We start from the raw sequence: 23,882 nt of genomic DNA on the forward strand, positions 1-23,882 counted from the left end.
GCCGCACCGCTAAGACCGCGCCGCACCGCTAAGCCCGCGCCGCACCGCCAAGGCCGCTAAGGCCGCGCCGCGAAGCGCTCCAACAAGTCCACGTGTCCGGATACGATCAGCATGTCGTGTCCGGACACTTTGGTTTCCGGCCGGGCATACGTGAAGTCCTCGCCCGGAGTCTTCACGCCAACGATCGTCACGCCGTACTTTGAGCGGACCTTGGACTCCTCCAGCGTGAAGCCCACGGTTTCCTTGGGCGGGTACATCTTGACGATTGCGTAGTCGTCGTCGAACTCAATGAAGTCCAACATGCGCCCGGACACGAGGTGCGCTGCGCGGACGCCGGCATCGGCCTCAGGGTAGATGACGTGGTTGGCGCCGATGCGGCTGAGGATCTTCCCGTGCGAGGGCGTGATGGCCTTGACCCACAAGTGCTGGATTCCCAGGTCCACCAGGTTCACCGTGATCAACACGGAGGATTCGATCGACGTGCCGACGCCCACCACGGCGGAGCTGAATTCCTGCGCACCGAGCTGGCGGAGGGCGTCGATGTTGGTGGCATCGGCTTCCACGACGTGGGTCAGCACCGGTGCCCACTTCTGAACCAAGCCACGGTCACGTTCGATCGCGAGGACCTCCCGGCCTTGTTTCACCAGTTGCTCGGCGGTTGCCGAACCGAAACGCCCGAGTCCGATCACCAGGACAGGCGCGTTGTGGGCGGGGCGATTGGCCGCCCCTTGGATGCTAGCCAATGATTGGCCTCTCTTCCGGGTAGTGGAACAGCTGGCTGCGCTGGCGCAGGGCCAGGCCCGCAGCGAGGGTAACGGTGCCGACGCGGCCAGCGAACATCAGTGCTGTCAGGACGTAAACGCCCGACGGCGGCAGTTCGGCACTGAGGTTGGTGCTCAGTCCAACGGTGGCAAAGGCGGAAATGGTTTCAAACAGCACCCGGTCCAGCGAAGCTCCGCTGATGGACAACAGCAGGAAAGCAGCCACGGAGACGAGCGTTGCTCCCGCCACGATGACGGAGATGGCTACCCGCATGGTGCCTTGGGGGATGGTTCGGCCGTAGACCTTGACGTCTGCGTCACCGCGCGCTTCGGCAACGATTGCCAGGAACATGACGGCGATGGTGGTCACCTTGATTCCGCCCGCGGTGGACGCCGAACCGCCGCCGGCGAACATCAGGGCATCCGTGAGCAGCATGGTGGTGGATTCCATGTGGTTCTGGTCCACCAGGTTGAATCCACCGGACCGGGTCATCACCGAGGCGAAGAGTGAGTGGATGATCTTGTCCCCGAGGCTCATGTGCCCGATGGTCCGCAGGTTGTCCCACTCCATCAATGCCCAGAGGACTGTTCCCGCGGCCAGCAGGATGAAGGACACCTGGATGGTGAGCTTGGTGTGCAGGTTCCATTTCTTCCAGTTCAAGCCGTTCTGCTGCAGCACCATGACCACGGGAAAGCCGAGGCTGCCCAGGAAGACCCCCAGCATCAGGGGTACGAGGATCCACAGATCGGTCTCGTAGGGAACAATTCCGTCCGAGTGCGGAGTGAAACCGGCGTTGTTGAACGCTGAGATGGAGTAGAAGACACCGTGCCACACCGATTGCCAGAACGGCTCACCCAGCAGCATGAACCGTGGCACCAGGGCCAGGGCCAAGGCACCCTCGATGACCACCGAGGTCACGATCACGATCCGGAGCAGGGTACCCACTTCGCCGAGCCTGCCGGCGTTGTTCATGGCTTCCTGCGCGATGAGTTTTCCACGGACACCAAGCCGTTTGCTCACCATGAGGGCCAGCAGCGACGCCAGAGTGAGCGTACCGAGGCCGCCCACGAAGATGCCGATCAGGATGACGAGCTGCCCGAAGAAAGACCAGTGGGTGGCAGTGGAAACAACCGTCAATCCGGTAACGCAGACGCTGGAAACGGCGGTAAACATGGCTTGGTGGAGTGGTGTGGGCTCCCCGGAGGCGGAAGACGCCGGAAGTGACAGGAGCCCGGTGAAAAGCAGGATGACCAAGGAGAAGGCCACCAGCGCCAGACGGGCCGGTGAGGTGTTGGCGATGTTGTCGATGAAGTCGCGCGCACGCGTGAAAATCCACAAGCCTTCGCGTTCCGGCTGGCCGGGTTGCCAGTTGGCCGGGGTAGTTGACCGCGACTGGCTTTGAGACATGGCGCTCTTCCTCAAGTGAACATACTTTCCCTGAGTAGTAAACCACTATTCGCCCGCCGTAACCGGGCGAAGCGGCGGGACGCCCTCAGGTAGCCTGTTCTGGATGAATGACACGCTTGGAACGCCTGCTTCCAGCATCACCCGCTCCGCACTGCCAACGACGGTGGTGTGGGACTCTGCCATGACCGCGTACAACTTCGGGCCCACCCACCCGATGGCACCGCAGCGGCTTGAGCTGACAGCAAGACTTGCTGAAACGCTGGGCCTGTTCGACCACAAGCATGTGGCGATGGAACCGCCCAGGATCGCCACCGACGTCGAACTTTGCTCGGTCCATAGCGCCGCCTATGTGGAAGCGGTACGGAAGGTCAGCGATGACCCCTTCACTCCCGATGAAGAACGCGGGCTCGGGACCGAAGACGACCCGGCGTTCGCCGGAATGCACGAGGCCAGCGCGCGACTGGCCGGAGGTTCGCTGGTGGCGGCGGACGCGATTCTGTCCGGGGCCGCCGTGCGGGCCGTCAACTTCAGCGGCGGGATGCACCATGCCGCCCGCGAACGTGCCAGCGGCTTCTGCATCTATAACGACGTCGCGATGGCCATCCAGAGGCTGCTCGACAACGGCGTGCAGCGGGTGGTGAGCATCGACGTCGACGCCCACCACGGCGACGGGACCCAGAGCCTGTTTTGGGACGATCCGCGCGTCATGACCATTTCCTTGCACGAGTCGGGCCTCACCATGTTCCCCGGAACAGGTTTCGCCAATGAGACCGGCGGCCCGAATGCCCCGGGCACGGCAGTGAACGTGGCCGTTCCGGCGTTCACGGGCGACGCCGCGTGGCTTCGGGCCTTCTACGCAGTGGTTCCGCAGATCGTAGGCGCTTTCCAGCCCGAGGTCATTGTGAGCCAGCACGGTTGCGACTCCCACCGGCTGGATCCGTTGACGCACCTCAACCTCAGCGTGGACGCCCAGCGGGAGGCCGCAAGCGCGATCGGAAGCCTCGCGGCAAGGTACTGCGACAACCGGTGGATAGCCACCGGGGGAGGCGGGTACGAGGTTGTGAACGTTGTTCCGCGCGCGTGGACCCACTTGATCGGAATGGTGACGCAGCGTCCCGTTCCCCTGGCCAAGCCCGTGCCCGCATCGTGGCGCACCTATGTCAGCGAGAAGTACGGGGTGGCCGCGCCGGAAAGCATGGGCGACGACGTCGATATCTGGTGGCGCTCCTGGGAAGTGGGCTATGACCCTGCAGATCCCGTGGACCGGACCGTCATCGCCACTCGCAAGGAGATCTTTCCGCTGTACGGCCTGGACCCCTGGTTCGACTGAGCGTTTGCTAGGCGTCCGACTTTTCGGTCTGGAACACCACCCCTGCAGCCCCCACCAGCCAGCCGAGCAATGACAAGGCGAAAGCTCCGATGAGGTCCGTTGAAGCCTGGCCTTTGAAGAGCCACAGCACCAGAACCAGCATGCCCATGGTCATGTAGGTCATGATCGCGAAGATCACCCGCCCGGAGAGCCGGGTGGCCACCTGTGCGGGGTTCACCAGCGGCCCGTTCCCGTCCGCCCCGGCGTTGTCCCTTTTGACCTCCGAGATGGTGAACCCCAACGCCGAAGCGGTGAGGGAACTCAGCGACGTCGCCAGGACTCCGGCGGCCGTCACCAGGGCTCCGTTGAGTTCGGGTGCCTCGGCCTGGCCGGTCGGAACCCACGTGCCCACCCGGATGAGCACCGTGGTCCACACCAGGACAAACAGCGCCAGGAACGCCGCAGCGATGATGTTGAAGATATGCCGGCGGAAGAAGTCAGCCATAGCAATGCACCCCGTGCAGTTGGCGGTCGGGGCCTGGGAGCCCGGACGGACCGTGAAAACGTTGTAGCACCGGGTCATTGCGCGGTCAACGGGGAGGGCCGGTGACGCCGCAGGAAACAGGGATGCCAATTGACGTATATGTCGCTAGGGTGGGAGGCATGGTGACTGACGACGTATTTGCCGTCATAGCTGAGGCAACCAGGCGCGAGATCCTGGTTTCCCTCCGCTCTGGGGATAAGGCTGTAGGCGAACTGGTGGAAGAACTGGCTGCGAGCCAGCCCACTATCTCCAAGCACCTGAAAGTCTTGCGTGAAGCGGACCTGGTCAGCATGCGCGCGCAGGGCCAGAAGCGTTACTACACCCTGAACCCCAAGCCCCTGGCCGGCGTGGCCAGCTGGCTGGAAACGTTCGACGTCGGACCCGCGGCTCCCGTCGCCGTCGTACCTTCTGCGGGGGAGAAAGCGGCAGTGGCTGCCGAGGTGGCCGAAACTCCCGCGGCGGCCGAACTGGCAGCGGCGCCCCAGGCGTTGAGTCCGGCCGTCACGGTCCAGGCCGGCGAGGCTCCGGTCTCGGTGGAGCTTCAGACCGATGACACTGTGCCGCAGCAGATTGGCCGCACGGTGGGCCGGGCCGCCACCAAGGCAGCCGACCTGCTTGCGAACCTGCCCACCCTGCCTAAGTTCGGGCGGAAGCGCTAGCCCGCAATCTAACGTGATCCTTCTCACATTGTGAGGTTTTGTTCACCTTCTGATCCTTTACATTTCAAGGATTTTCCACGGTTGTGTTAACTCGCGTTCCTCGGTCACATCCGATCCGGGTGGAGATCCTACCTTTGATGGTGAAACCATGAGTGCGACTTACTGTCTTGCCGCCGCCCGTGGCACTGAAGGGATTGGAAGACGCAATGGATTCAAGGCTCGAAGCCGTCCGGGACACCGTACTTGCTCGCAATCCAGGTGAGAAGGAGTTCCACCAAGCCGTGAACGAGGTTTTCGAAAGCCTCGGCCCGGTCCACGACAGGCACCCCGAGTTCCTTGAGGGTGCGGTCCTGGAGCGCCTCTGCGAGCCTGAACGCCAGATCATCTTCCGCGTCCCGTGGACTGACGACGCCGGCCGTGTACACGTCAACCGTGGCTTCCGGGTGGAGTTCAACTCGGCACTCGGCCCGTACAAGGGCGGTCTCCGTTTCCACCCGTCCGTGTACCTGGGAATCGTGAAGTTCCTGGGCTTCGAGCAGATCTTCAAGAACGCCCTGACCGGCATGCCGATCGGTGGCGGCAAGGGCGGATCCGACTTTGACCCCCGTGGCCGCAGCGATGCGGAAATCATGCGCTTCTGCCAGTCGTTCATGACCGAGCTGTACCGGCACATCGGTGAATACACCGACGTCCCCGCGGGAGACATCGGCGTGGGCGGCCGCGAAATCGGCTACCTCTTTGGCCAGTACAAGCGGATCACCAACCGGTACGAGTCCGGTGTGCTCACCGGAAAGGGCATTTCCTGGGGCGGATCGCTGGTCCGCCCGGAGGCCACCGGCTACGGCACCGTGATCTTCGCGCAGGAAATGCTGAAGACCCGCGGAACCTCCTTCGACGGCCAGCGCGTTGTGGTCTCGGGTTCGGGCAATGTTGCCATCCACGCGATCGCCAAGGCCCAGGCGCTTGGCGCAACTGTGGTGGCGTGCTCCGATTCGGCCGGCTACATCGTGGACGATTCCGGCATCGACGTCGAACTCCTGCGCCAGATCAAGGAAGTGGAGCGCGCACGCCTCACGGAGTACGCAGCCCGGCGCCCCGGCTCCAGCTACGTTGCCGGCGGCAGCGTGTGGGATGTCAACGGTACTGTTGCCCTGCCCTGCGCCACCCAGAACGAGCTGGACGGCAACGCCGCTGCAAAGCTGGTCAGCAATGGCCTGCTCGCCGTGGCCGAAGGTGCCAACATGCCTTCCACCCAGAAGGCCGTGTCCGTCTTCCAGGAGGCCGGGATCCTGTTCGGGCCGGGCAAGGCTGCCAACGCCGGTGGCGTAGCCACCTCGGCCCTAGAAATGCAGCAGAACGCCAGCCGTGATTCGTGGTCGTTCGAGCACACCGAGCAACGCCTCACCGAGATCATGGTGGGCATCCACGACCGCTGCGCCGAGACGGCCGAGGAATACGGCGCGCCCGGCAACTACGTAGTGGGCGCGAACATCGGCGGTTTCGTCAAGGTTGCCGACGCGATGCTCGCCCAGGGCCTGATCTAATTCCAACTGAGTAGCAGTAGAGCGCGTTCTGAACCCTCAGAACGCGCTCTACTGCTACTTGGATCCGTTAGCGTACCTGGTTGGGTTAGCGCTGGAGCAGCCGCACGTGCTCCGGGTTCAGCTCCGAAAGCTTGCTGACGCCCAGCAGGGCCATGGTGCGGGTCATGTCCTTCTCCAGGATCTGGATGGTGCGGTCCACGCCCTCGCGGCCCCCGGCCATGAGTCCGTACAGGTAGGCGCGGCCGATCAAAGCAAAGTCCGCGCCGAGGGCAAGTGCTGCCACGATATCGGCTCCGCTCATGATGCCCGTGTCCAGGATGACCGCGGCGTCGCTGTTGTCCGCTTCCAGGGCAGAGGTCACCTCCGGCAGCAAGTGGAACGGAATCGGGGCCCGGTCCAGTTGGCGCCCACCGTGGTTGGACAGGACGATCCCGTCCGCGCCATGGTCCACAACACGCCGGGCGTCCTCCACTGTCTGGATGCCCTTGACCACGAGCTTGCCCTTCCACGTTTCGCGGAGCCAGTCGAGGTCCTCGTAGGTCAGTGTGGGGTCGAACATCGAGTTGATCAGGTCGGCCACCGTGCCCGTGTAGCGGGACAGTGAGGCGAAGGTCAGCGGTTCGTGGGTGAGGAAGTTGAACCACCAGGCCGGCCGGTAGGACGCGTCCAGCACCGTCTTCAGGGTCAGGGCCGGCGGGATGGTCATGCCGTTGCGGACATCGCGGAGCCGGGCGCCGGCCACGGCCGTGTCCACCGTGACCATCAAGGTGTCATTGCCCGCCTTGGCGGCTCGCTCGATCAGTTCGAGCGAGCGGTCCCGGTCCGTCCACAAGTACAGCTGGAACCAGTTCCGGCCGTTCGGTGCAGCCGCTGCAACGTCTTCGATCGATGCCGTGCCCATGGTGGACAGCGTGTACGGGATCCCGGCGGCTTCAGCTGCCTGCGAGCCGGCGTACTCGCCTTCGGACTGCATCATGCGGGTAAACCCGGTGGGGGCAATGCCGAACGGAAGCTTCGACTCCTGCCCCAGGACGTCTGTGCGCAGGTCGATCTTCGACACATTGCGCAGGATCCCGGGACGGAACTCGATGTCCTGGAACGCCTGGCGTGCCCTGCGAAGCGTGATTTCCTCTTCAGCCGCACCGTCCGTGTAATCGAAAGGCGCCTGGGGTGTCCGCCGCTTGGCAATGTCGCGAAGTTCCCAGATGGTGCTGGCCCGCTTGAGGCGGGCGGCTTTGCTGAATTCGGGCTTCTTGAACTGCATCAGCGGCGCGAGGTCGGCCACTTTGGGGACGCGGCGCTTCAGCGCGGGAGGCTGTACGACGGCGGGGGCCGGCTGGGGTGCGCGGCTGACGTTCTGGTCGCTGCCGGCATTGGCGGGGGCGGCCGTGAGCTTGGGATCGAGGGTGTTTGTCACTTCGGTTCTCCCTGGTGGTGGTGTGGTCTAACCACACTGTAGGCCATGTGGTCAGACCACATCAACTACTATTCGACTATGCGAACGCACCAACTTGTCTTGGAATGGATCGAGAATCAACTCGCCAGCGGAGAACTGGCACTCGGCGGCCGGCTCCCCGGCGAGCGGGCCATGGCCGAGCAATTGCAGGTCTCCCGCACGTCCGTCCGCGAAGCCGTGCGGATCCTGGAAGCCATGGGGGTGGTCCGCGCCGGCGTGGGCTCCGGAAAGGACGCAGGCACCATTGTGATCGCCGAACCGGGGTCGGCGTTGGGGTCCACCCTTCGCCTGCACGTGGCCACCAGGCACCTGCCGGTCCCGGACATCGTGGAAACGAGGGTGCTCCTGGAATCCTGGGCAGCGGAGCGGGCCCGGCCGGGGGTAGCGGCACTCGACGACGCCGCGGAGCTGCTCGAGCAAATGGAGAACGCCCCCGACGTCGACACTTTCCTGGCCCTGGACTCCCGGTTCCACGTCGCCCTGGCTGAGGCGGCGGGCAACGCCGTCGTCAGTGCCATGATGGCGTCCCTGCGCGGCGCCATAGAAAACTACGCCGGCGAACTGACAGGAAACCTGCCCGACTGGAACGCCACTTCGGCGCGGCTTCGGGCGGAGCATCGCGCCATCCTTGAGGCGGTCAACGCGAACGACGGCGGCCGGGCAGCGGAGCTGGTGGCCGCGCACATCAGGGGCTTCTACGCGGAGGCAGGTGTGGGCTCGGCGCCCTCACCGAAGTGACAGTTTTACCCGGCGGGGATTGCCATTAACTGCCAACCCGCGGGGCAGGAATGGGCGTGAGTGCAGGTGCCGCGGTGCTCTTGCGGATTTCAATCCGGGGCTCGAACTCATCCTGCGGCTGGCTGAGGGCTTCGGCCGATTGCTGGATCTGTTCGCGCATGCGCCGCCAAGCCAGGCTGCCGAGTTCGTTGATGGGCACGGCGGCCGTTGTGAGCGGGGGAGTGGTGTACTTGGCGAACGGGATGTCGTCGAAGCCGGTGACCGAGATGTCTTCCGGGACCCGGATGCCGCGTTCGTGCAGGCCGCTGAGCAAGCCCATGGCAACGAGGTCGTTGAATGCCAGAATCCCGGTAGCACCGCTGGCGATGATGGCGTCCGTGGACTCATGTCCGGAATCGAAGTTTGAACCGCCGTGGAGCATCTGCAGCTCGATTTCCGGGTGTTCCCTCCGGAACTTCTCCAGGCCCACCAGGCGCTGCCGGTTCGATGCGCTGTGTTCGGGACCGGAAAGGAAGGCCAGGCGCTTGTGCCCCAGTGAAACCAGGTGTTTGGCCAGCTCCTGGATGCCTTCCCCGTAGTCGACGCTCAGGCTGGGAGTGTTGGTAGTGATGGTGGTCCGGTTGATGAGGACCAGGGGGTGGAGCGTGGGAGCCAACTCTTCGAGTTCGGCATCCGCCATGCGTGGCGCGCAAAGAACCACTCCGTCGCAGCGCCGGCGTGCTTCTCCGGCCAGGATGGCTTCCTCGCTGGTTACTTCGGATGAATCGGCGATCAGGACCCTGTAACCGTCCTGGGCTGCGGCGATGCTGAGTCCGCGCAGGATGGCTTGGAAGGTCGGGTTGGCAAGGTCGGGCACCACGATGCCGATGGTGTCGGTCTTTCCCAGTGCAAGGCTTCGGCCAACGGGGTTCGGCTGGTACTTCAATTCCGCTGCCGCAGCCCGGACCCTCTCTGCGATTCCGGGGTCCACTGCTGCGTTGCCGTTCATGACGCGCGACACGGTGGCGTGGGAGACGCCTGCCTTTTCCGCGACGTCGGCAATGCCAACGCGCCTGTTGGTATTCCTGCGTGCCATGGTGCCCCTTCCGGTTGGCCGACCGCGTGCTGCTCCGTCCTTGGAGCGATGGTTGACGCGACCGCCAGTGTCTTGATACAAAGCTTATAACGCTCTGAGAAAACGCTTTCTCATGATTCTTCCCAGATCAAGCCGGGCCGTCAAGCGGTTCATTCCTGCCTTTGGAAAGGGGCATTTCCCCATGGTCAACGTCGACACCGCCGAGACCCAACAAGCCGCTGCTGCGGCATCCCCGAACACCTCCGCCCACCGGACCAGGATCGCCCTCATCGGCACCGGTGGCCGCTCCGAAATGTACATCAGGGCCATCTACGGCCAGCACTCCGACGTGGCAGAACTCGTGGCGTTGTCCGACGTCAACCCGGGCCGTGTGGACTTCTACCAGGACCTCATCCAGGAGCTCGGCGCGCCGGCTCCGGTAGCATCCTTCGAGCCCGCCCGGCTCACGGAGTTCATCCAGGCCAACGGCATCGAGCGCGTCATCGTCACCACGCCTGACTACACGCATGCGGACTACATCGTCGAAGCGCTCGAGGCCGGTGCCGACGTCGTGGTTGAAAAGCCGCTCACCATTGATGTTGAAGGCTGCCGCCGCATTACCACCGCAGTCGCCGAAACCGGCCGCAACGTGGTGGTGACGTTCAACTACCGTTACTCGCCCCGCAACTCAGCGCTCAAGGAAATCATCCAGAGCGGCGTGATCGGCAAAGTGACGTCCATCGACTTCAGCTGGGTGCTGGACACCGTGCACGGCGCCGACTACTTCCGCCGCTGGCACCGGTACAAGAAGAACTCCGGCGGCCTCCTCATCCACAAGGCCTCCCACCACTTCGACCTCGTGAACTGGTGGATCGACGACGTCCCCGAGCGCGTCTTTGCCTCCGGCGGCCTTCGCTTCTACGGGGACAAGAACGCCAGTGAGCGCGGCCTCGGTGCCCGTCCGGAGCGCGGAACCGTGGACGGCCTGGAACGCGATCCCTTCCGTTTGGACCTCCGCGACGACGAACGGCTGAAAGCGCTGTATTACGACAATGAAAAGTTCGATGGGTACCGCCGTGACCAGGACGTGTTTACCGACGGCATCACCATCGAGGACAACCTTGCGCTGGTGGTGGACTACCAGGGCGGTCCGACCCTGAGCTATTCCCTGAATGCCCACAGCCCGTGGGAGGGCTACCGGGTGAGCGTCAACGGAACCGAGGGCCGCGCCGAGCTCGAAGTGGTGGAGCGCGCCGCCGTCGAATTCAGCACCGACAAGAAGACCGTGGTGGACCCGAGCGCCACCCCGGTTGAGGAGGAAGACGCGGTCCGGCGCAATGGGGAGCGCCTGGTGGTCCAGCGCCACTGGGAGTCCGCCTATGAAGTCCCGATCATCAATGGAGAGGGCGGCCACGGCGGCGGCGACAACCTGCTCCTCTCCGACCTTTTCAACGGACCCGGCGTGGACCCCTTGGGCCGACCGTCCGGCTACATCGATGGGCTCCGCTCCGTCTCGGTTGGCATTGCCGGCAACCAGTCCCTCGAAACCGACCTTCCTGTCCGCATCAGCGAGCTTGGCCTCGGGGCCGACCTCAGCCGCGGCCAGGGCTAAAGCTTCTTTGACAACAAGGACTAATCAATGAGCAGGATTTTCGTCACCGGCGGTTCCGGCCGGCTTGGCCGCAGCGTCGTCGCCGGACTCGCGGCCGCCGGACATGAGGTTTTTTCGGTCGACCGGGACGCCATCCCCGCAGAGCAGTTGCCCGCCGGCGCAGTGCAGTACACCGCCGACCTTCTGGCGCCGGGGGAAGCCGAACGGCTGATTCGCGAGACGGCGCCGGACGCTGTCATCCACCTCGCGGCCATCGCTGTCCCCTTTAGCGCTCCTGAGGACGTCATCTTCAGCACCAACACGCGGCTCGCGTTCGCCGTCATCAGCGCAGCAACAGAAGTTGGCGTTCGCCGGATCGTCACGGCCAGCAGCCCCACCGCCTTGGGCTACGGCTGCCCGGAAGGCTGGCTGCCGCCGTCGTTCCCGCTGGACGAAAACACGCCGGCAACACCCTGGAACGCGTACGCGCTGTCCAAGCTCATCGCCGAGCAAACAATCCGGATGTTTGCCGCCGCCCAGGGGGACAAGATCCGTTACGCGGCGTTCCGCCCCTGCTACGTCATTTCGCCTGAGGAGTGGGAGGGCGCGTTGACTCAGCAGGGCCACACGGTACGCGAGCGGTTGGCGGATCCGTCGCTGTCCGCTCCCGCGCTGTTCAACTACGTTGACGCGAGGGATGTTGCTGATTTCCTGGATGTGCTCCTGGCGAAGATGGATTCCATTCCGAACGGGCAGACGTTCTTTGTGGGGGCCAAGGATGCCTTGGCTGCCGCGCCACTTTCGGAGCTGCTGCCGCAGTTCCTGCCCGGCAGCGGCCCGCTCACGGAACACCTCACGGGGACCAGTCCCGCGTTCTCCATCGAGAAGGCCCGCACGTTGTTGGGCTGGGAACCGAAGCGGAGCTGGCGCACCGAACTCACCCCGCCTTTTGACGGCGCAGACACAGCAGTACTCAAGGACGAGAACAACCGCGGGCTTGTGCCTGCGGGCGCAACCAGCAAGGAGACAGCATGAATTTCGACGGCGTACTTTTCTTCCCCGTCACACCCTTCGCCGAAGACGGCTCAGTTGATGTGGAGCTCTTGAAGGAACATATCGGTTCACGGCTGCCGTTCGGTCCGGGCGGTGTGTTCCCAGCATGCGGCACGGGCGAATTCCATGCCCTTTCCCTCGACGAGATCCGCACTGTGGTGACTGCCGCCGTCGAGGTCGTCGCCGGTGCGGTTCCGGTCGTCGCCGGTGCGGGAGGCCCGCTGGGCCACGCCATCGCCGCTGCGAAGGTGGCCGAGGAAGCCGGCGCCGACGCACTCCTCGTGTTGCCTCCGTACCTGGTCTCCGGACCGACGGACGGGGTAGTGGCGTACGTTGAGGCCGTTGCCGCTGCCAGCAGCCTTCCCGTCATTGTCTACCACCGCGGCGCGGCGAAGTTCACCGCGGCAGCCATGACCCGCCTGACCGCCAACCCCAAGGTTGTGGGCTTCAAGGACGGGATCGGCGACGTTGGGCTTGCCCAGGAAATCGTGTCTGCCATCAACGCCAGCGGCCGCAAGGACTTCGCACTGTTCAACGGACTCCTCACCGCGGAACTCACCCAGGGGGCTTACCGGGGACTGGGAATCCCGCTGTACTCCTCGGCTGCGTTTGCCATGGCTCCGGAGATTGCCAAGGCCTATTATGACGCCTACGTCGCCGGCGACGAAGACCGCCGCAATGCGTTGCTTGAGGGGTTCTACGCACCCCTGGTCCGGCTCCGCGACCAGACCCCCGGCTTTGGTGTCTCCCTCATCAAGGCCGGACTCCGCCTCGCCGGGCTTCCCGTTGGTTCCGTCCGCCCGCCGCTGGTTGATCCCACCGAAGAGCAGCTGCTGGAGCTAAAGGCGATCCTGGCCAAGGGTCACGAGCTGGCCGGCAGCTGATGACTGCGAGGATCACCGGGCTCTCCACGCGGCTTATCACCGTTCCGCTGCTGCGCAGCTGGGGAACCGAGGCGCCGGAGAACCACGTGATTGTCACCGAACTGTCCACGGACGACGGCGGCACGGGCCACGGTTTCTCCTGGACACCTACCATTGGTCCCCACGCTGTAAAGGCCCTCCTGGACCACGACATTGCTCCCTTTATTTCCGGTGTGGAAGCCAACCCGGAAATCGTGTGGGACCAGTTGTGGAAACGGCTTCACGAAGCCGGCGGGGGAGGGCTGACCACCATCGCGATGGCCGGCGTGGACCTCGCCTTGTGGGACCTCCTGGCACGGCAATCCGGCACCTCCATCACCGGGTTCCTTGGCCAGAGGCAGGAATCCGTGGAGGTTTACGGCTCCGGGGTGAACCTGCACTACACGCTGGAGCAGCTGGTGGAGCAGGCCCAACGGTGGGTGGCGGCCGGACACAACGCAGTCAAGATCAAGGTCGGCAAGCCCGAGCTGCGGGAAGACGCCGAACGGGTGGCTGCTGTCAGGGAAGTGATCGGCCCGGACCGCCTGCTCATGATCGACGCCAACCAACGGTGGGACCTGGCCCATACCTTCAGGGCCTTGGATGCCCTGGCCGGTTACGGCCTGGAATGGCTGGAGGAACCAATCCGTGCAGACGATCTTTGGGCCTACCGGAGGCTGCGCAAGCACTCGCCGGTGCCCATTGCTTTGGGGGAGAACGTCCACACGATCTATCGCTTCAGGGATTTCATCGAGGCAGAAGCCGTGGACGTCATCCAGCCGAACATTGTCCGCGTGGGCGGCATTACCCCGTTCCGGAGGATCGTCGAACTTGCCCGGGCCAACAGCATCAGGGTTGCCCCGCACCTTCTGCCCGAGTTGTCCGGCCAACTGGCACTGACCATGGCAGAAGCGGTCAAGGTCGAAGACGTCGAGGATGCTTCGTTCGCACAATTGGGCATCCTGGCCGGATCATCGCCCATCCATATCCGCAACAGCAGGCTCAGTTCCGGGGGGCGTCCCGGGCTCGGCTTCGATTTCGGTTCCATGACGCCCGCAAGCGAGAGCTCCGAAAGCAAAGGAATGCACATTGAGTACAGCAACTCTTGACCTGACGGCGGTCACGCAAGCAGCGGCAGCCGCCTTCAAAGTGACCGCAGCAGCTTCCGACGCCGAACGCGCCACCTGGTTGACCGCCGTCGCCGACGCGCTGGACGCGAACGTGAACGAACTCGTGGCCATTGCCGATTCCGAAACCAGCCTCGGCACAGTCCGCCTGGCGGGGGAAGTGGCGCGGACCAGCGGGCAGCTGCGGTTGTTCGCCAAGGTGATCACCGAGGGCTCGTACCTCGAAGCGGTCATTGACCATGCCGATCCGGGCGCCACCCCGCCCAAGCCCGACCTGCGCCGCATCCTCAGGCCGGTTGGCCCCGTAGCCGTGTTCTCGGCGTCGAACTTTCCGTTCGCGTTCTCCGTGGCAGGCGGCGACACCGCCTCAGCGCTCGCCGTCGGCTGCCCCGTGATTGTGAAGGCCCACTCCGGGCACCTTCGCCTCTCCGAGCGGACCGCGGAAATCGTCAGCGAGGCGCTCGCGGGAGCAGGCGCGCCGGAGGGTATCTTCGCGCTGGTCAGCGGACGGGAAGCGGGCACCGCCTTGGTCCAGGATCCCGCCATCAAGGCCGTCGGCTTCACGGGTTCCATTCCGGGTGGCCGCGCACTGTTCGACCTCGCTGTTTCGCGCCCCGACCCCATTCCGTTCTACGGGGAACTGGGCAGCCTGAACCCCGTGGTCATCACGGAAGCGGCAGTGGCCGAACGGGGCGAGGAACTCGCTGCCGGCCTTGGAAGTTCCTTCACCATGGGCGCCGGCCAGTTCTGCACCAAGCCGGGACTCGTCTTCATCCCCGCCGGCACCGACTTCGCCGCGCACCTGGCTGAAGCCAGCAAGGACAAGCCCGCAGCAGCGATGCTGACCGAACGCATCGCGGAAGCGTTCCCGGATGGACTGCGGGGCGTCGCCGAGTTGCCCGGCGTCACGCTGGTCAGCGGAACCGCTGAGCAGGATGCGCTTGCCGACGGCGCCGCCCCCGTGGTTTTCGCGACCACCGCGGCGAACGTGCTGGAGCGGCCGGAGGAGCTGCTGGAGGAGTGCTTCGGCCCCACCACGCTGCTCATCGAGTACGCCAACCAGGATGAGTTGTCGCAGGCCCTCGCCAAGGTACCCGGCAGCCTGACCGCCACCATCCACTCCCAGCCGGGCGAGGACATCTCCGCTTTGGTGGAGCAACTGAGCGAACTGGCCGGGCGTGTGCTGTTCGCGGGGTGGCCTACCGGCGTCGCGGTGAACTGGGCCCAGCAGCACGGCGGCCCCTACCCGGCCACCACCTCCCTTTTCACCTCGGTGGGAGCCACGGCTGTGCGCCGGTTCCAGCGGCCTGTTGCTTACCAGGACGCTCCCGAAAGCATCCTGCACCCCGCCCTGCACGGGTCCAACCCGCTGGGTATCCCGCGCCGGGTGGACGGCGTGCTCCAGCTTGGCTAAAGCACCCAACTGAGTCGCAGTTAAGCACGTTTTGAGCCGTTGTCATGTCTCAGGACCTTGTAGACACTTCATGTCTCATGACTTCGTAGACACTTGATGTCTCATGGCTTCGTGGACAGTTCGTTCGATGGTTTGGGGTTCCGGTTTTTGAGCTGTGGGTAGATGGTTCGTTTGGCGCGTGTGCCTCGGGGGTCGGCTGCGACGCCTGAGGGTTTGCCGTTGCCGACGTAGGTGGTTCCTTGTGGTGGTCTGGGGTGTGTGATGATCTCGGTGCCTTGGGCTCCGAAGAACATGATGGTGGTGTCGTCGTAGAGGATGTGCACGGTGGTGCCGGTATGTTCCTTGCCCATTTTGAAATGGGTGCCCAGGATCGTCACTGAGCCGTTTCTGTTCACTGTCCGTTGTGCGCTTCGCCTGTCCGGACGGGGCGCAATCGGTTCAGGGGCCGCTGGCGGGGACGTCTTGGGGGTGGCGTTCCAGGCTTCACGGGGTGTCATTGCGTTGGGCAGGCCTTGGTGTTCGCGTTCGTTGTTGTAGTAGAGATCGAAGGCGTCCACCTGTGACTGGAGGGCGGCCATAGAGGTTGCCGGTGGCTGCCGGTGAAGGTAGCGGTGCAGGGTCCGGTGGAACCGTTCGTTCTTGCCTTGGGTGGTCGGTTTGTAGGGTTTGCCTGTGATCGGTTCGATGCCTTTGGCTTTGAGGAACTCCACAAGCGCACCGGTGCGACCGCGGCGTGTGGGATTCAGTGCCGCACCGTTGTCGGAGAGGAATCGTTGCGGTGTCCCGTGGCGTTCGATCGCTTGCGTGACAACGGCGATCGCAGCGGCGCTGGTTTCCCCGGCTGCGACCAGGGACGCCAGTGCCAGACGTGAATGATCGTCGACGAGCTGGAAGATCGCTACCTTCTGTCCGCCGGCGAGTTGCCATTCGGTCGAGTCGATCTGCCAACAGGCGTTCGGCTGGGGATAGACGAACCTTTTGTACGCGCTTCGTGGTTTCTTTCTGGGCTCGGGCACCACGACACCTGCCCTGACAAAGATCCTGGCCACGGTGGCACGCGAAGGCGGCTTGAAGCCCTGCCTTGCGAGCTTCGCGATAACGGAGAGCGGGCCGTAATCAAACCCGCTCTCCTGAAGTTCTGCACGGGTACCGAGCAGCAGTTCGATCATGACCGGAGCCGTGACAGTGGGCATGGACTTCGGAAGCGGGGGCTTTTTCTCCAACGCCTTCACTGGTCCCACTTCCGAAGCCGCTGCCCGGACCCGGTAAAACCACGCCCGGGAGACATTGTGCTTCCTGCAAAAAGCCGAGACCGCGCCCCTAGGCGAATCCTCGGGCCACGTCGCGACAGCATGCCGAATCCTGATATCCGGCTGGGATTTACTCATGAACAGCAGCAAACCCGCCAGCAAAGTGTCCACGATGTCATGAGACAGAGTGTCTACGAAGTCATGAGACAGAACTGTCTATTAAGTCATGAGACTCCACACACGTTTTGAGCCGTCAAAACGCGCACAAATGCGACCCAGTTGGGCGGGGGAACACAAAAAGTGGCGGGTCACCTTTCCGGTGACCCGCCACTTTTGCGTTGTCGCGTTGGGTGCCTACGGACGCAACGTCAACGGACGACGGCGGCCGTCCACTTCCGTTGTGGGCCACCGCTCGTCCACGGTGAGGATCTGCAACCCGCTGTCAGTGAGCAGCACCGTGTCCTCGATCTTCACCCCGGGGCCCGAGGGGTTCCACGTGAAGGGCTGGTTCAGCACGATGGTGTCCGTCACCGCGGAGGTGACCCGTGGATCCCGGCCGGCGTAGCCCGCGGGGCCGCCCTGGTGGTGCAGCGTCCACTGCTCGGGTCCGAAGCCGTGACGTTCGTAGGCCTGCTGAATCTCCGTGAAAACCTCATTCAGCCGCGCCCCGGGGACGGTCGCGCGGAAGATATCTGCCTCGACTGCGGCGATCCGGGCCTCTGCGTCCAACTCCGCAGGGCTCCCGGCGTCGAAGGCCACCCACCGGGTCACGTTGGCCACCAAGCCGTCACGTCGAGCGCAGACCACGGCCATCGCCCGCCGCCCGATGGGGGAATGGGTGGCCAGGGGGTGCCGGAAATCGCTTCGCCCGGCACCGTTGCAGAGCAGGACCAACGGCTCGGCACCTGCGGCCACCACGCGGGCCGCGAGGCGGGAAACGAGTTCAAACTCCGTGGTGTCAGGGGTCGCTTCGCCCAGGACATCAGTCATGGCTGCCGCGGCATCGGCAGACAAGGCAGCGTAGCGGGCTGCCTCCGCAGGGAGGAGTTGCTGCCGGGCAGCCCGCAATTCCGCGGTGACGTCCCCTTCCAACAGCGGGTTTCCGTCCGGGGCCAGGCCGGCGGCTGTGGCGTGCAGCGGTCCGTGCCAAGGAACGGTATGCAGGCTCACGTCCGCGGGCAGTTCCTCGGCGGCGATCCGTCCGGCTTCATTATTGAACGTGACCAAGTGGTCGCCGGTCCGGTCAACCAGCAGGGCGGCGATGGGGTCACCGGCCAGGCTGATGTGCACCCGGCTGCCATCCAGGTACCAGGTCAGGGCGGTGTTGCTTGTCAGCAGCAGGGAGCCCCGGCCGGAGGCGTCGAGGATGTCCAGGACGCGGCGGCGTTTGATGGCACGGTCGGCGGCGTTGCCGGGTGCCGTGCGGGACGCGGTAATGGTGCGGGTGGTCTGCGTTTGAGCGGTCATGCCGTTTCCCCCAGAGTTGCGATGAGTTGATCAATGCCTTGTGAAGCCAGGAAGCCGTCGGCAATCAGGACCGAGACGGTGCGGTGGATGGGCTTGCCGGGTTCCACGGCCACGGGGGATTCCCAGGCAAGGGAGAGCCCCACGCCCGGGTAGCCTGAGTGCCGGACGAACCAGGGGTCGGGAGCCTGCGGGGACGCCCGGAACACAAGCGTTGCCGGGTGGCCCAGGGATTCAGTGCCATGCACGCCTGCAGGACTTCCGGCGTCGAACGTTCCTGACCAGGCCAGCCACGGCGCAACGCTGCCATGGACGGCATCCTCACCCCGCGCGTCAGCAGTCCAGATGGTGGCGTCCGAAACCTTGGGCAGGCGCCAAAAGAAGCCACCGTAGCCGCCTTGCGGCCGGCCGTTCGAACCCGGACTGCCCAGCAGCACCGTCCCGTCCGTGGCCGTCTGAAGCGTGAAGTCCAGCGTCAGTTGCCAGATGGACTGCCCGACGGCGGACCAGCGCCACTCGCGCTGCTCGCCGATCAGACGTGTGCCGTCCGGGCCAATCCACCCCAACTGTTCCAACCGCCTGGCATCGCTGTGGTCAACCGATTCGGTGACGATCCGGCCATGATCCTTGCGCCAGACGTAGGCGCCGGCGTCACGGGTGTACGTGCGGCCACCCCAGAAGTTGATGCCGTTCACGTCCTGCACGGCTACTCCCGCGCCGAGATGCCAGACGTGGTCCGCCGGGACGTGATCGGTCACCACCGTGCCCGCCAGGGTGCTGACGGGATGCAGGTAAGGCCGCGGCGATGACGTGGGCCGGATGCTGCTGCCGTCCTGGAAAACGGCTACCGTGGTCCTATCGATGCTTGCGGCAGGACGGGTTGCGGGGGACGCCCACGGGGCACCGAGCTCGGCAAAGGTTGCCTGCCCGAGTGCGGCGCGCCGGATCCAGGACCCGATGTCGTGGACGACAGCGTGGGCGTCATCGCCTTCACCCACCCAGGTGATGTGGGCCGGGTCGATGAGCCGCGGCGCCTTGGCGGTCCGGATGGCCTCCAGCACCGCCACGTAGGCCCCGGTCTTGGCGAGGGGACTGAGCAGGTCCTCCTCGGAGCGGGCTGTGATGAGGTTCTCCAAAAGGTCCGTCCGGGCGAAGTCCTGGATCCGTGTTCCTTCCGGAGTGGTGATCTCCACGCGGTCCTCGGTGTAGGAGAACGTGAGTTGTCCCAGCGTTCCGTATACCGTGACGGCGGGGGCAGTCTGCACGGGCGCGCAGAGGGTCAGGGCGCACGTGAGCACGGTCCCGGCGGTGGCCACCCGGACCACCGTGGTGTCGTCGCTCTCGGTGTCGTTTGCCCGGTAGAGGTCGGTGTCCACGGACCGGACATCGGTCACGGTCTCCGCTCCGGCGAGGCGCAGCCCCGTCGCAACCGCATGGGCGAGTGCGTTGGTCGCAACGCCATCCACCACGTCCATTCCGTCCAGGCGGCGTTTTCCTGCCCAGCGGGAGCGCTTGAAGTAGGCCTTGGTGCGCAGCCATTCCCCCGTGGCGCTGATGCCCCGGACCTCACCGATCGCGCCCGTTTCCACGAGGTTCCGGATCGCCGGCACTGCGTGCGAACCCAGGCTCTGGAAACCCACTTGCACAAGCTTTCCCGCCGCACGCGCTGCGGCCAGGACTTCTTCGTAATGCGCCATGGACGCCACGGGAGGCTTCTCGAGGTAGACATTCGCGCCGGCCGCCAGGGCTTTGAGGGCCAAGGGGGCGTGGGTTTGGATGGGGGTGGAAATGATGACGACGTCGGGTGTCCTGTCAGTGCCGTAAGCGGCCAGGAGGGCCTCGAGCGAGTCAAAGACGTCCACTCCTGCGGGGAGCCGGCCATCGGCCGGCGGCACGGGATCGGCCACCGCCACGAGTTCCAGTTTGCCTGCCGAGCTCAGGCGGAGGATGTTGTCGAGGTGCCGTTCGCCGAAGCCGTGCACGCCCACCAGCGCGATGCGGGGGAGGCGGCCGGGAGTCAGCGATGGTTCTGGCAGGGTTGCGGGCAGGGTCATGGGGCCGTCCTAGCGGGATCAGTTGAAGGTGGGGTGGCATGGGGTCGTTTTGCACGCAGCCCGGACGCGAGGAAAGCTGCAGCCTCGTCCTGCATGGCAGGGGTAAACACATGGGGTTCGTCCCACAAGGTGCCGGTGTACCTGCCGGGCAAATGGTGGGAGAGGTGCGAGTGCGCGTCCCGCATCCCTTGCTCGGGAAAAAGGCCGTCCCGAAGCGCGTACTGCACCAATAAGGACTCGGCCCGGGACCGGAGCGCGATGTCCGGCCACTCTCCGAGCTCCGCCAACCCGGGGGAGTGCAGCAGCCAGGAGTGGGCGTCCAGGTAGGCGGGCAGGAGCGAGGCAAAGGTTGTCATCATGCATGTGACGACGTAGCTGCGCACCAGCGGGCTGAGGCCGGCGAGGATCAAGGCCCGGCCGCCTCCGCCGGAGAACCCGATGCACCCCAGCCGCTCCGGATCCACTCCGGGAAGCCCGGCCAGCACATGGAGCGCGGAAAGGTCGTCGTGGGCCACGGTCCCGGCCACGGTGGTACCTACGAGGGCAGCGGCTTTGGCTACCGTTTCCTCGTGCGCCGCGGCCGCCGCGTTATACCGTTCCGCCGGTGAAGGTACGACGCCGGCCTCCCGCCACAGTGCCTCCTGTCCGGCAACGGCGTGCGCCGTGCGGTGGGGGAGCGGGTCAAGGGTGAAGCCGCGGCTGCCCCACATGAAGGCATCGTGGGCCAGGACCGCGAAGCCCTGCTGCGCGAGCCAGGTTGCCAGCGGACGTCCCCCATACAATGTCGTCCGCAAGCCCGCTGGCACGGGACCGGGCTGATGCGCGGAGGAGGTTCCGCCGTCGGGCATTGCCACCAGCCGTTCGGCGCCGTGGGATTTGATGCCGCCGTGGCAGTGCAGGGCAACGACCCCGGGCAGGGGGCCCGAAGCTTCGGCGGGGCGCACGAACCACGCGGCGGTCCGGGGTCCAAAACCGGTCTGCCAGCCAAGGAGCGAGGTGACCACGCCGTCGTGTTCCACTTCCCGGTGCACCGTGTAATCGAGGTTCCCGCTGACGGCGGGGACGCCCAACGTCAGGGCAAGCTGCCGGGCCGCCGGCGAACTTCCCTCGAAGCCTGTACCCGGACCGGTGTTGCGCGCGGCGTAGTCCGGCCAATCTTCGTACCCGGCGATTGCGCCGGGGCGTTCCGCCGTTTCAGTCACCGGCATGGTGACGGCCCTGGGGAACTGGGTTGATAGGAAACAATGGGAGTCCTGCTTCGCTGGGCGGAGGGTGTGCGAAACCGCACGCCGAGCTTCTTCAGCGTGGGGAAAACCTTGCATTGGCGTACTAAGAAAACGCTTTCTCAAAAATTAGCAAAAGGCTGTACATGGGTCAAGAAAACGTTTACTTTGGTACGGAGCCGCTAAACGCCGGGATCGAAATCCCGGAAAATCAGAGGGCAGCGCCGGTTTTCTCCGGCGGTCCCGGAAGGCAGCAAGTCCCAGCACGAATTCCGTGGCAGGCCACGATGACCAAAGGAGACCACATGGCCGAAAAGCATCACCCTGAGGCGCCGTCGGGCGTTCAGGGTCTCGCAGGGAGGACGCAATGAGCGCGATTGGTGAACTCTCATCGATGACCCGACGCAAGGGTCCCATGACAAAGGAAGAGAAGAGGGCGAACGGCCGCGACAACAAGGCCGCCTACATCTTCCTTCTGCCCTGGTTGCTTGGCCTGGCGGTCATCACTGTTGGCCCCATGTTGATGTCGCTCTACCTGTCCTTCACGGACTACAACCTCTTGCAGCCGCCGGCCTGGGTTGGCCTGGACAACTTCGCCCGCATGTTCGGCGATGCGCGGCTCCATAACTCCCTGCGGGTCACCTTCACTTACGTCCTGGTGGGTGTTCCCCTGCAGCTGGCCGTGGCGCTGCTGATTGCACTGGTCCTGGACAAGGGGTTGCGTGGTCTCCCGTTCTACCGTTCCATCTTCTACTTGCCCTCGCTCCTGGGTGGCTCGGTGGCCGTTGCCATCCTGTGGAAGCAGATCTTCGGCACCACCGGCCTGGTCAACCAGGTCCTTGCCATGATCGGCATCGAAGGCCCGGGCTGGATCTCTGACCCCAACACCGCCCTGGGCTCGATCATCCTGCTGCACGTGTGGACCTTCGGCAGCCCCATGATCATCTTCCTGGCCGGCCTTCGGCAGATTCCGAACATGTACTACGAGGCTGCCGAAGTTGACGGTGCCACCACCATGCAGAAGTTCTGGCGGATCACCATTCCCATGCTGAGCCCGATCATCTTCTTCAACCTCGTGCTCCAGATCATCGGATCCTTCCAGTCGTTCACGCAGGCGTTCATCGTCTCCGGTGGCAACGGCGGTCCGTCGGACTCCACCATGTTCTTCACGCTGTACCTGTACCAGAAGGGCTTTGGCCAGTTCGACATGGGCTACGCCTCAGCGATGGCCTGGTTCCTGCTGGTCATCATCGGTGCCTTCACGGCCATCAACTTCATCGCTTCAAAGTATTGGGTGTTCTACGATGACTAAAACTCAGACCCTGCCTCCCGCATCCGGTTCTTCCGCCGACAAGCCCGGCAAGACCCCGCGCCGCCGTGAATCACCCGGAGGCCTTGCCTTCAGCCGGAGCGCACGCGTCAAAGGACTCATCAAGCACGCCATCCTGATCCTGGTGGGTGGCATCATGATCTACCCGCTGCTGTGGATGGTGGTCTCCTCCCTGCGGCCCAACGACCTCATCTTCCGCGAGCCCGGCCTCTGGCTGCAGAACCTGGAGATGAGCAACTACACGGACGGTTGGTCTGCGCTGACTCACCCGTTCGGCCACTACATGGTCAACTCGGCGATCGTGGTGCTGGGCTCGATCATCGGCAACCTGATTTCGTGCTCCATGGCCGCGTACGCGTTCGCAAGGCTTCAGTTCACGGGCAAGAAACTGTTCTTCGGCATCATGCTGTTGACCATCATGCTGCCGTTCCATGTGGTGATCGTTCCGCAGTACATCCTGTTCTCCCAGATCGGATGGGTGAACACGTTCTGGCCGCTCATCGTTCCCAAGCTGCTGGCAACGGACGCGTTCTTCGTCTTCCTGATGGTCCAGTTCATCCGCGGTATTCCGAAGGAGCTTGACGAGGCTGCCAGGATCGACGGCGCCGGTCACCCGAGGATCTTCCTCCGCGTCATCCTTCCCTTGATGGTCCCGGCCCTGGCCACCACCACCATCTTCACGTTCATCTGGACGTGGAACGACTTCTTCAGCGCGCTGATCTACCTGACGGATCCGGACATGTTCACGGTTCCTGTTGCCCTCCGCGCGTTCGTGGACTCGCAGTCCGCCACCAGCTGGGGATCGCTGTTCGCGATGTCCATCGTGTCCTTGCTTCCCGTTTTCCTGGTGTTCCTGTTCGGCCAGCGGTTCCTGATCAAGGGCATCGCCACCACGGGCATCAAGTAGACCATCAGGCGCCCCGCCTGCGGGGAGGGGCCGGTATGTGCCGGCCCCTCCCATGCAATCCAGCCAGCGAGAAATACTTGTCACACAAGATTGT

Annotated in this window: 20 protein-coding genes; 11 read left to right on the plus strand and 9 right to left on the minus strand. The window is 64.6% G+C overall.

Annotation, left to right across the window (positions count from 1 at the left end; translation table 11 throughout):
- Positions 1 to 56: 56 nt before the first annotated feature.
- Entirely contained in the window at positions 57 to 743 is a 687-nt protein-coding gene (locus HMI59_RS04520) for a TrkA family potassium uptake protein (protein WP_021473824.1), read from the minus strand.
- Complete coding sequence (locus HMI59_RS04525; protein ID WP_021473825.1) at positions 736 to 2,169, minus strand: TrkH family potassium uptake protein; 1,434 nt, start codon at positions 2,167 to 2,169, stop codon at positions 736 to 738. The genes HMI59_RS04520 and HMI59_RS04525 overlap by 8 nt, the downstream gene beginning before the upstream one ends.
- Positions 2,170 to 2,272: 103 nt before the next feature.
- Here HMI59_RS04525 and HMI59_RS04530 point away from each other — a divergent pair, with 103 nt between their 5' ends.
- The gene (locus HMI59_RS04530) at positions 2,273 to 3,499 is read left to right on the plus strand and encodes an acetoin utilization protein AcuC (protein ID WP_071416109.1); all 1,227 of its coding nucleotides are present in this window, start codon (positions 2,273 to 2,275) and stop codon (positions 3,497 to 3,499) included.
- Between the two features lie 7 nt (positions 3,500 to 3,506).
- Here the strand turns inward: HMI59_RS04530 and HMI59_RS04535 are convergent, their stop codons facing one another.
- Positions 3,507 to 3,983 (minus strand): hypothetical protein, encoded by a 477-nt coding sequence (locus tag HMI59_RS04535; RefSeq protein ID WP_062099328.1) that lies wholly within the window; start codon positions 3,981 to 3,983, stop codon positions 3,507 to 3,509.
- A gap of 158 nt (positions 3,984 to 4,141) precedes the next feature.
- Between HMI59_RS04535 and HMI59_RS04540 the strand changes: the two genes are divergently transcribed.
- Together HMI59_RS04540 and gdhA are read left to right on the plus strand one after the other, a co-directional pair.
- Positions 4,142 to 4,681 (plus strand): helix-turn-helix transcriptional regulator, encoded by a 540-nt coding sequence (locus HMI59_RS04540; protein WP_166186408.1) that lies wholly within the window; start codon positions 4,142 to 4,144, stop codon positions 4,679 to 4,681.
- Between the two features lie 206 nt (positions 4,682 to 4,887).
- Positions 4,888 to 6,225, plus strand: a complete 1,338-nt coding sequence (gene gdhA / locus HMI59_RS04545; protein WP_021473829.1) for an NADP-specific glutamate dehydrogenase — start codon at positions 4,888 to 4,890, stop codon at positions 6,223 to 6,225.
- Positions 6,226 to 6,310: 85 nt separating this feature from the next.
- Here the strand turns inward: gdhA and HMI59_RS04550 are convergent, their stop codons facing one another.
- Positions 6,311 to 7,642, minus strand: a complete 1,332-nt coding sequence (locus HMI59_RS04550; RefSeq protein WP_305082396.1) for an alpha-hydroxy acid oxidase — start codon at positions 7,640 to 7,642, stop codon at positions 6,311 to 6,313.
- 78 nt (positions 7,643 to 7,720) lie between these two features.
- Here HMI59_RS04550 and HMI59_RS04555 point away from each other — a divergent pair, with 78 nt between their 5' ends.
- Positions 7,721 to 8,419: a FadR/GntR family transcriptional regulator gene (locus HMI59_RS04555; protein WP_069695910.1), complete on the plus strand. Its 699-nt coding sequence runs from the start codon at positions 7,721 to 7,723 to the stop codon at positions 8,417 to 8,419.
- Positions 8,420 to 8,444: 25 nt separating this feature from the next.
- On the opposite strand, the gene HMI59_RS04560 is transcribed toward HMI59_RS04555, so the two are convergent.
- The gene (locus HMI59_RS04560; RefSeq protein WP_193592962.1) at positions 8,445 to 9,494 is read right to left on the minus strand and encodes a LacI family DNA-binding transcriptional regulator; all 1,050 of its coding nucleotides are present in this window, start codon (positions 9,492 to 9,494) and stop codon (positions 8,445 to 8,447) included.
- A gap of 181 nt (positions 9,495 to 9,675) precedes the next feature.
- Between HMI59_RS04560 and HMI59_RS04565 the strand changes: the two genes are divergently transcribed.
- From HMI59_RS04565 to HMI59_RS04585, 5 genes are read left to right on the plus strand one after another with little or no spacing between them, the layout of a single operon-like run.
- Entirely contained in the window at positions 9,676 to 11,085 is a 1,410-nt protein-coding gene (locus tag HMI59_RS04565) for a Gfo/Idh/MocA family protein (RefSeq protein WP_193592963.1), read from the plus strand.
- A gap of 27 nt (positions 11,086 to 11,112) precedes the next feature.
- Positions 11,113 to 12,099, plus strand: a complete 987-nt coding sequence (locus tag HMI59_RS04570; RefSeq protein ID WP_069695908.1) for an NAD(P)-dependent oxidoreductase — start codon at positions 11,113 to 11,115, stop codon at positions 12,097 to 12,099.
- A complete protein-coding gene (locus HMI59_RS04575) occupies positions 12,096 to 13,001 on the plus strand; it encodes a 5-dehydro-4-deoxyglucarate dehydratase (RefSeq protein WP_021473835.1) in 906 nt (301 codons plus the stop codon). The genes HMI59_RS04570 and HMI59_RS04575 overlap by 4 nt, the downstream gene beginning before the upstream one ends.
- Complete coding sequence (locus HMI59_RS04580) at positions 13,001 to 14,128, plus strand: mandelate racemase/muconate lactonizing enzyme family protein (protein WP_021473836.1); 1,128 nt, start codon at positions 13,001 to 13,003, stop codon at positions 14,126 to 14,128. The genes HMI59_RS04575 and HMI59_RS04580 overlap by 1 nt, the downstream gene beginning before the upstream one ends.
- Entirely contained in the window at positions 14,109 to 15,560 is a 1,452-nt protein-coding gene (locus HMI59_RS04585) for an aldehyde dehydrogenase (NADP(+)) (protein WP_021473837.1), read from the plus strand. Before HMI59_RS04580 ends, HMI59_RS04585 begins: the two co-directional genes overlap by 20 nt.
- Positions 15,561 to 15,661: 101 nt before the next feature.
- Here HMI59_RS04585 and HMI59_RS04590 read toward each other — a convergent pair whose 3' ends face one another.
- The 4 genes from HMI59_RS04590 to HMI59_RS04605 all read right to left on the minus strand — a co-directional run bounded on the left by HMI59_RS04590 (position 15,662) and on the right by HMI59_RS04605 (position 21,536).
- Positions 15,662 to 16,753: a DDE-type integrase/transposase/recombinase gene (locus tag HMI59_RS04590; RefSeq protein WP_227471417.1), complete on the minus strand. Its 1,092-nt coding sequence runs from the start codon at positions 16,751 to 16,753 to the stop codon at positions 15,662 to 15,664.
- A gap of 411 nt (positions 16,754 to 17,164) precedes the next feature.
- A complete protein-coding gene (locus HMI59_RS04595) occupies positions 17,165 to 18,277 on the minus strand; it encodes a Xaa-Pro peptidase family protein (RefSeq protein WP_021474324.1) in 1,113 nt (370 codons plus the stop codon).
- Positions 18,274 to 20,328 (minus strand): DUF6807 family protein, encoded by a 2,055-nt coding sequence (locus tag HMI59_RS04600; protein WP_193592964.1) that lies wholly within the window; start codon positions 20,326 to 20,328, stop codon positions 18,274 to 18,276. The genes HMI59_RS04595 and HMI59_RS04600 overlap by 4 nt, the downstream gene beginning before the upstream one ends.
- Positions 20,325 to 21,536 carry an acetylxylan esterase gene (locus HMI59_RS04605; RefSeq protein ID WP_193592965.1) on the minus strand — a complete coding sequence of 404 codons (1,212 nt, stop codon included), beginning with the start codon at positions 21,534 to 21,536 and terminating at the stop codon, positions 20,325 to 20,327. The genes HMI59_RS04600 and HMI59_RS04605 overlap by 4 nt, the downstream gene beginning before the upstream one ends.
- Before the next feature lie 382 nt (positions 21,537 to 21,918).
- Between HMI59_RS04605 and HMI59_RS04610 the strand changes: the two genes are divergently transcribed.
- Positions 21,919 to 22,863, plus strand: coding sequence for a carbohydrate ABC transporter permease (locus tag HMI59_RS04610; protein WP_193592966.1), 945 nt, complete (start codon positions 21,919 to 21,921; stop codon positions 22,861 to 22,863).
- A complete protein-coding gene (locus tag HMI59_RS04615) occupies positions 22,856 to 23,788 on the plus strand; it encodes a carbohydrate ABC transporter permease (RefSeq protein ID WP_021474329.1) in 933 nt (310 codons plus the stop codon). Before HMI59_RS04610 ends, HMI59_RS04615 begins: the two co-directional genes overlap by 8 nt.
- Positions 23,789 to 23,882: the final 94 nt, after the last annotated feature.

The organism is Paenarthrobacter sp. YJN-5, assembly GCF_015040095.1.
Taxonomy (GTDB): Bacteria; Actinomycetota; Actinomycetes; order Actinomycetales; family Micrococcaceae; genus Arthrobacter; species Arthrobacter ureafaciens.

Coding starts and splice junctions, on each gene's coding strand:
- HMI59_RS04580 (WP_021473836.1), top strand. CDS start 13,001: ATGACTGCGAGGATCACCGGGCTCTCCACGCGGCTTATCACCGTTCCG.
- HMI59_RS04540 (WP_166186408.1), top strand. CDS start 4,142: ATGGTGACTGACGACGTATTTGCCGTCATAGCTGAGGCAACCAGGCGC.
- HMI59_RS04560 (WP_193592962.1), bottom strand. CDS start 9,494: ATGGCACGCAGGAATACCAACAGGCGCGTTGGCATTGCCGACGTCGCG.
- HMI59_RS04530 (WP_071416109.1), top strand. CDS start 2,273: ATGAATGACACGCTTGGAACGCCTGCTTCCAGCATCACCCGCTCCGCA.
- HMI59_RS04600 (WP_193592964.1), bottom strand. CDS start 20,328: ATGACCCTGCCCGCAACCCTGCCAGAACCATCGCTGACTCCCGGCCGC.
- HMI59_RS04575 (WP_021473835.1), top strand. CDS start 12,096: ATGAATTTCGACGGCGTACTTTTCTTCCCCGTCACACCCTTCGCCGAA.
- HMI59_RS04605 (WP_193592965.1), bottom strand. CDS start 21,536: ATGCCGGTGACTGAAACGGCGGAACGCCCCGGCGCAATCGCCGGGTAC.
- HMI59_RS04595 (WP_021474324.1), bottom strand. CDS start 18,277: ATGACCGCTCAAACGCAGACCACCCGCACCATTACCGCGTCCCGCACG.
- HMI59_RS04525 (WP_021473825.1), bottom strand. CDS start 2,169: ATGTCTCAAAGCCAGTCGCGGTCAACTACCCCGGCCAACTGGCAACCC.
- HMI59_RS04610 (WP_193592966.1), top strand. CDS start 21,919: ATGAGCGCGATTGGTGAACTCTCATCGATGACCCGACGCAAGGGTCCC.
- HMI59_RS04590 (WP_227471417.1), bottom strand. CDS start 16,753: ATGCCCACTGTCACGGCTCCGGTCATGATCGAACTGCTGCTCGGTACC.
- HMI59_RS04615 (WP_021474329.1), top strand. CDS start 22,856: ATGACTAAAACTCAGACCCTGCCTCCCGCATCCGGTTCTTCCGCCGAC.
- gdhA (WP_021473829.1), top strand. CDS start 4,888: ATGGATTCAAGGCTCGAAGCCGTCCGGGACACCGTACTTGCTCGCAAT.
- HMI59_RS04565 (WP_193592963.1), top strand. CDS start 9,676: ATGGTCAACGTCGACACCGCCGAGACCCAACAAGCCGCTGCTGCGGCA.
- HMI59_RS04535 (WP_062099328.1), bottom strand. CDS start 3,983: ATGGCTGACTTCTTCCGCCGGCATATCTTCAACATCATCGCTGCGGCG.
- HMI59_RS04570 (WP_069695908.1), top strand. CDS start 11,113: ATGAGCAGGATTTTCGTCACCGGCGGTTCCGGCCGGCTTGGCCGCAGC.
- HMI59_RS04555 (WP_069695910.1), top strand. CDS start 7,721: ATGCGAACGCACCAACTTGTCTTGGAATGGATCGAGAATCAACTCGCC.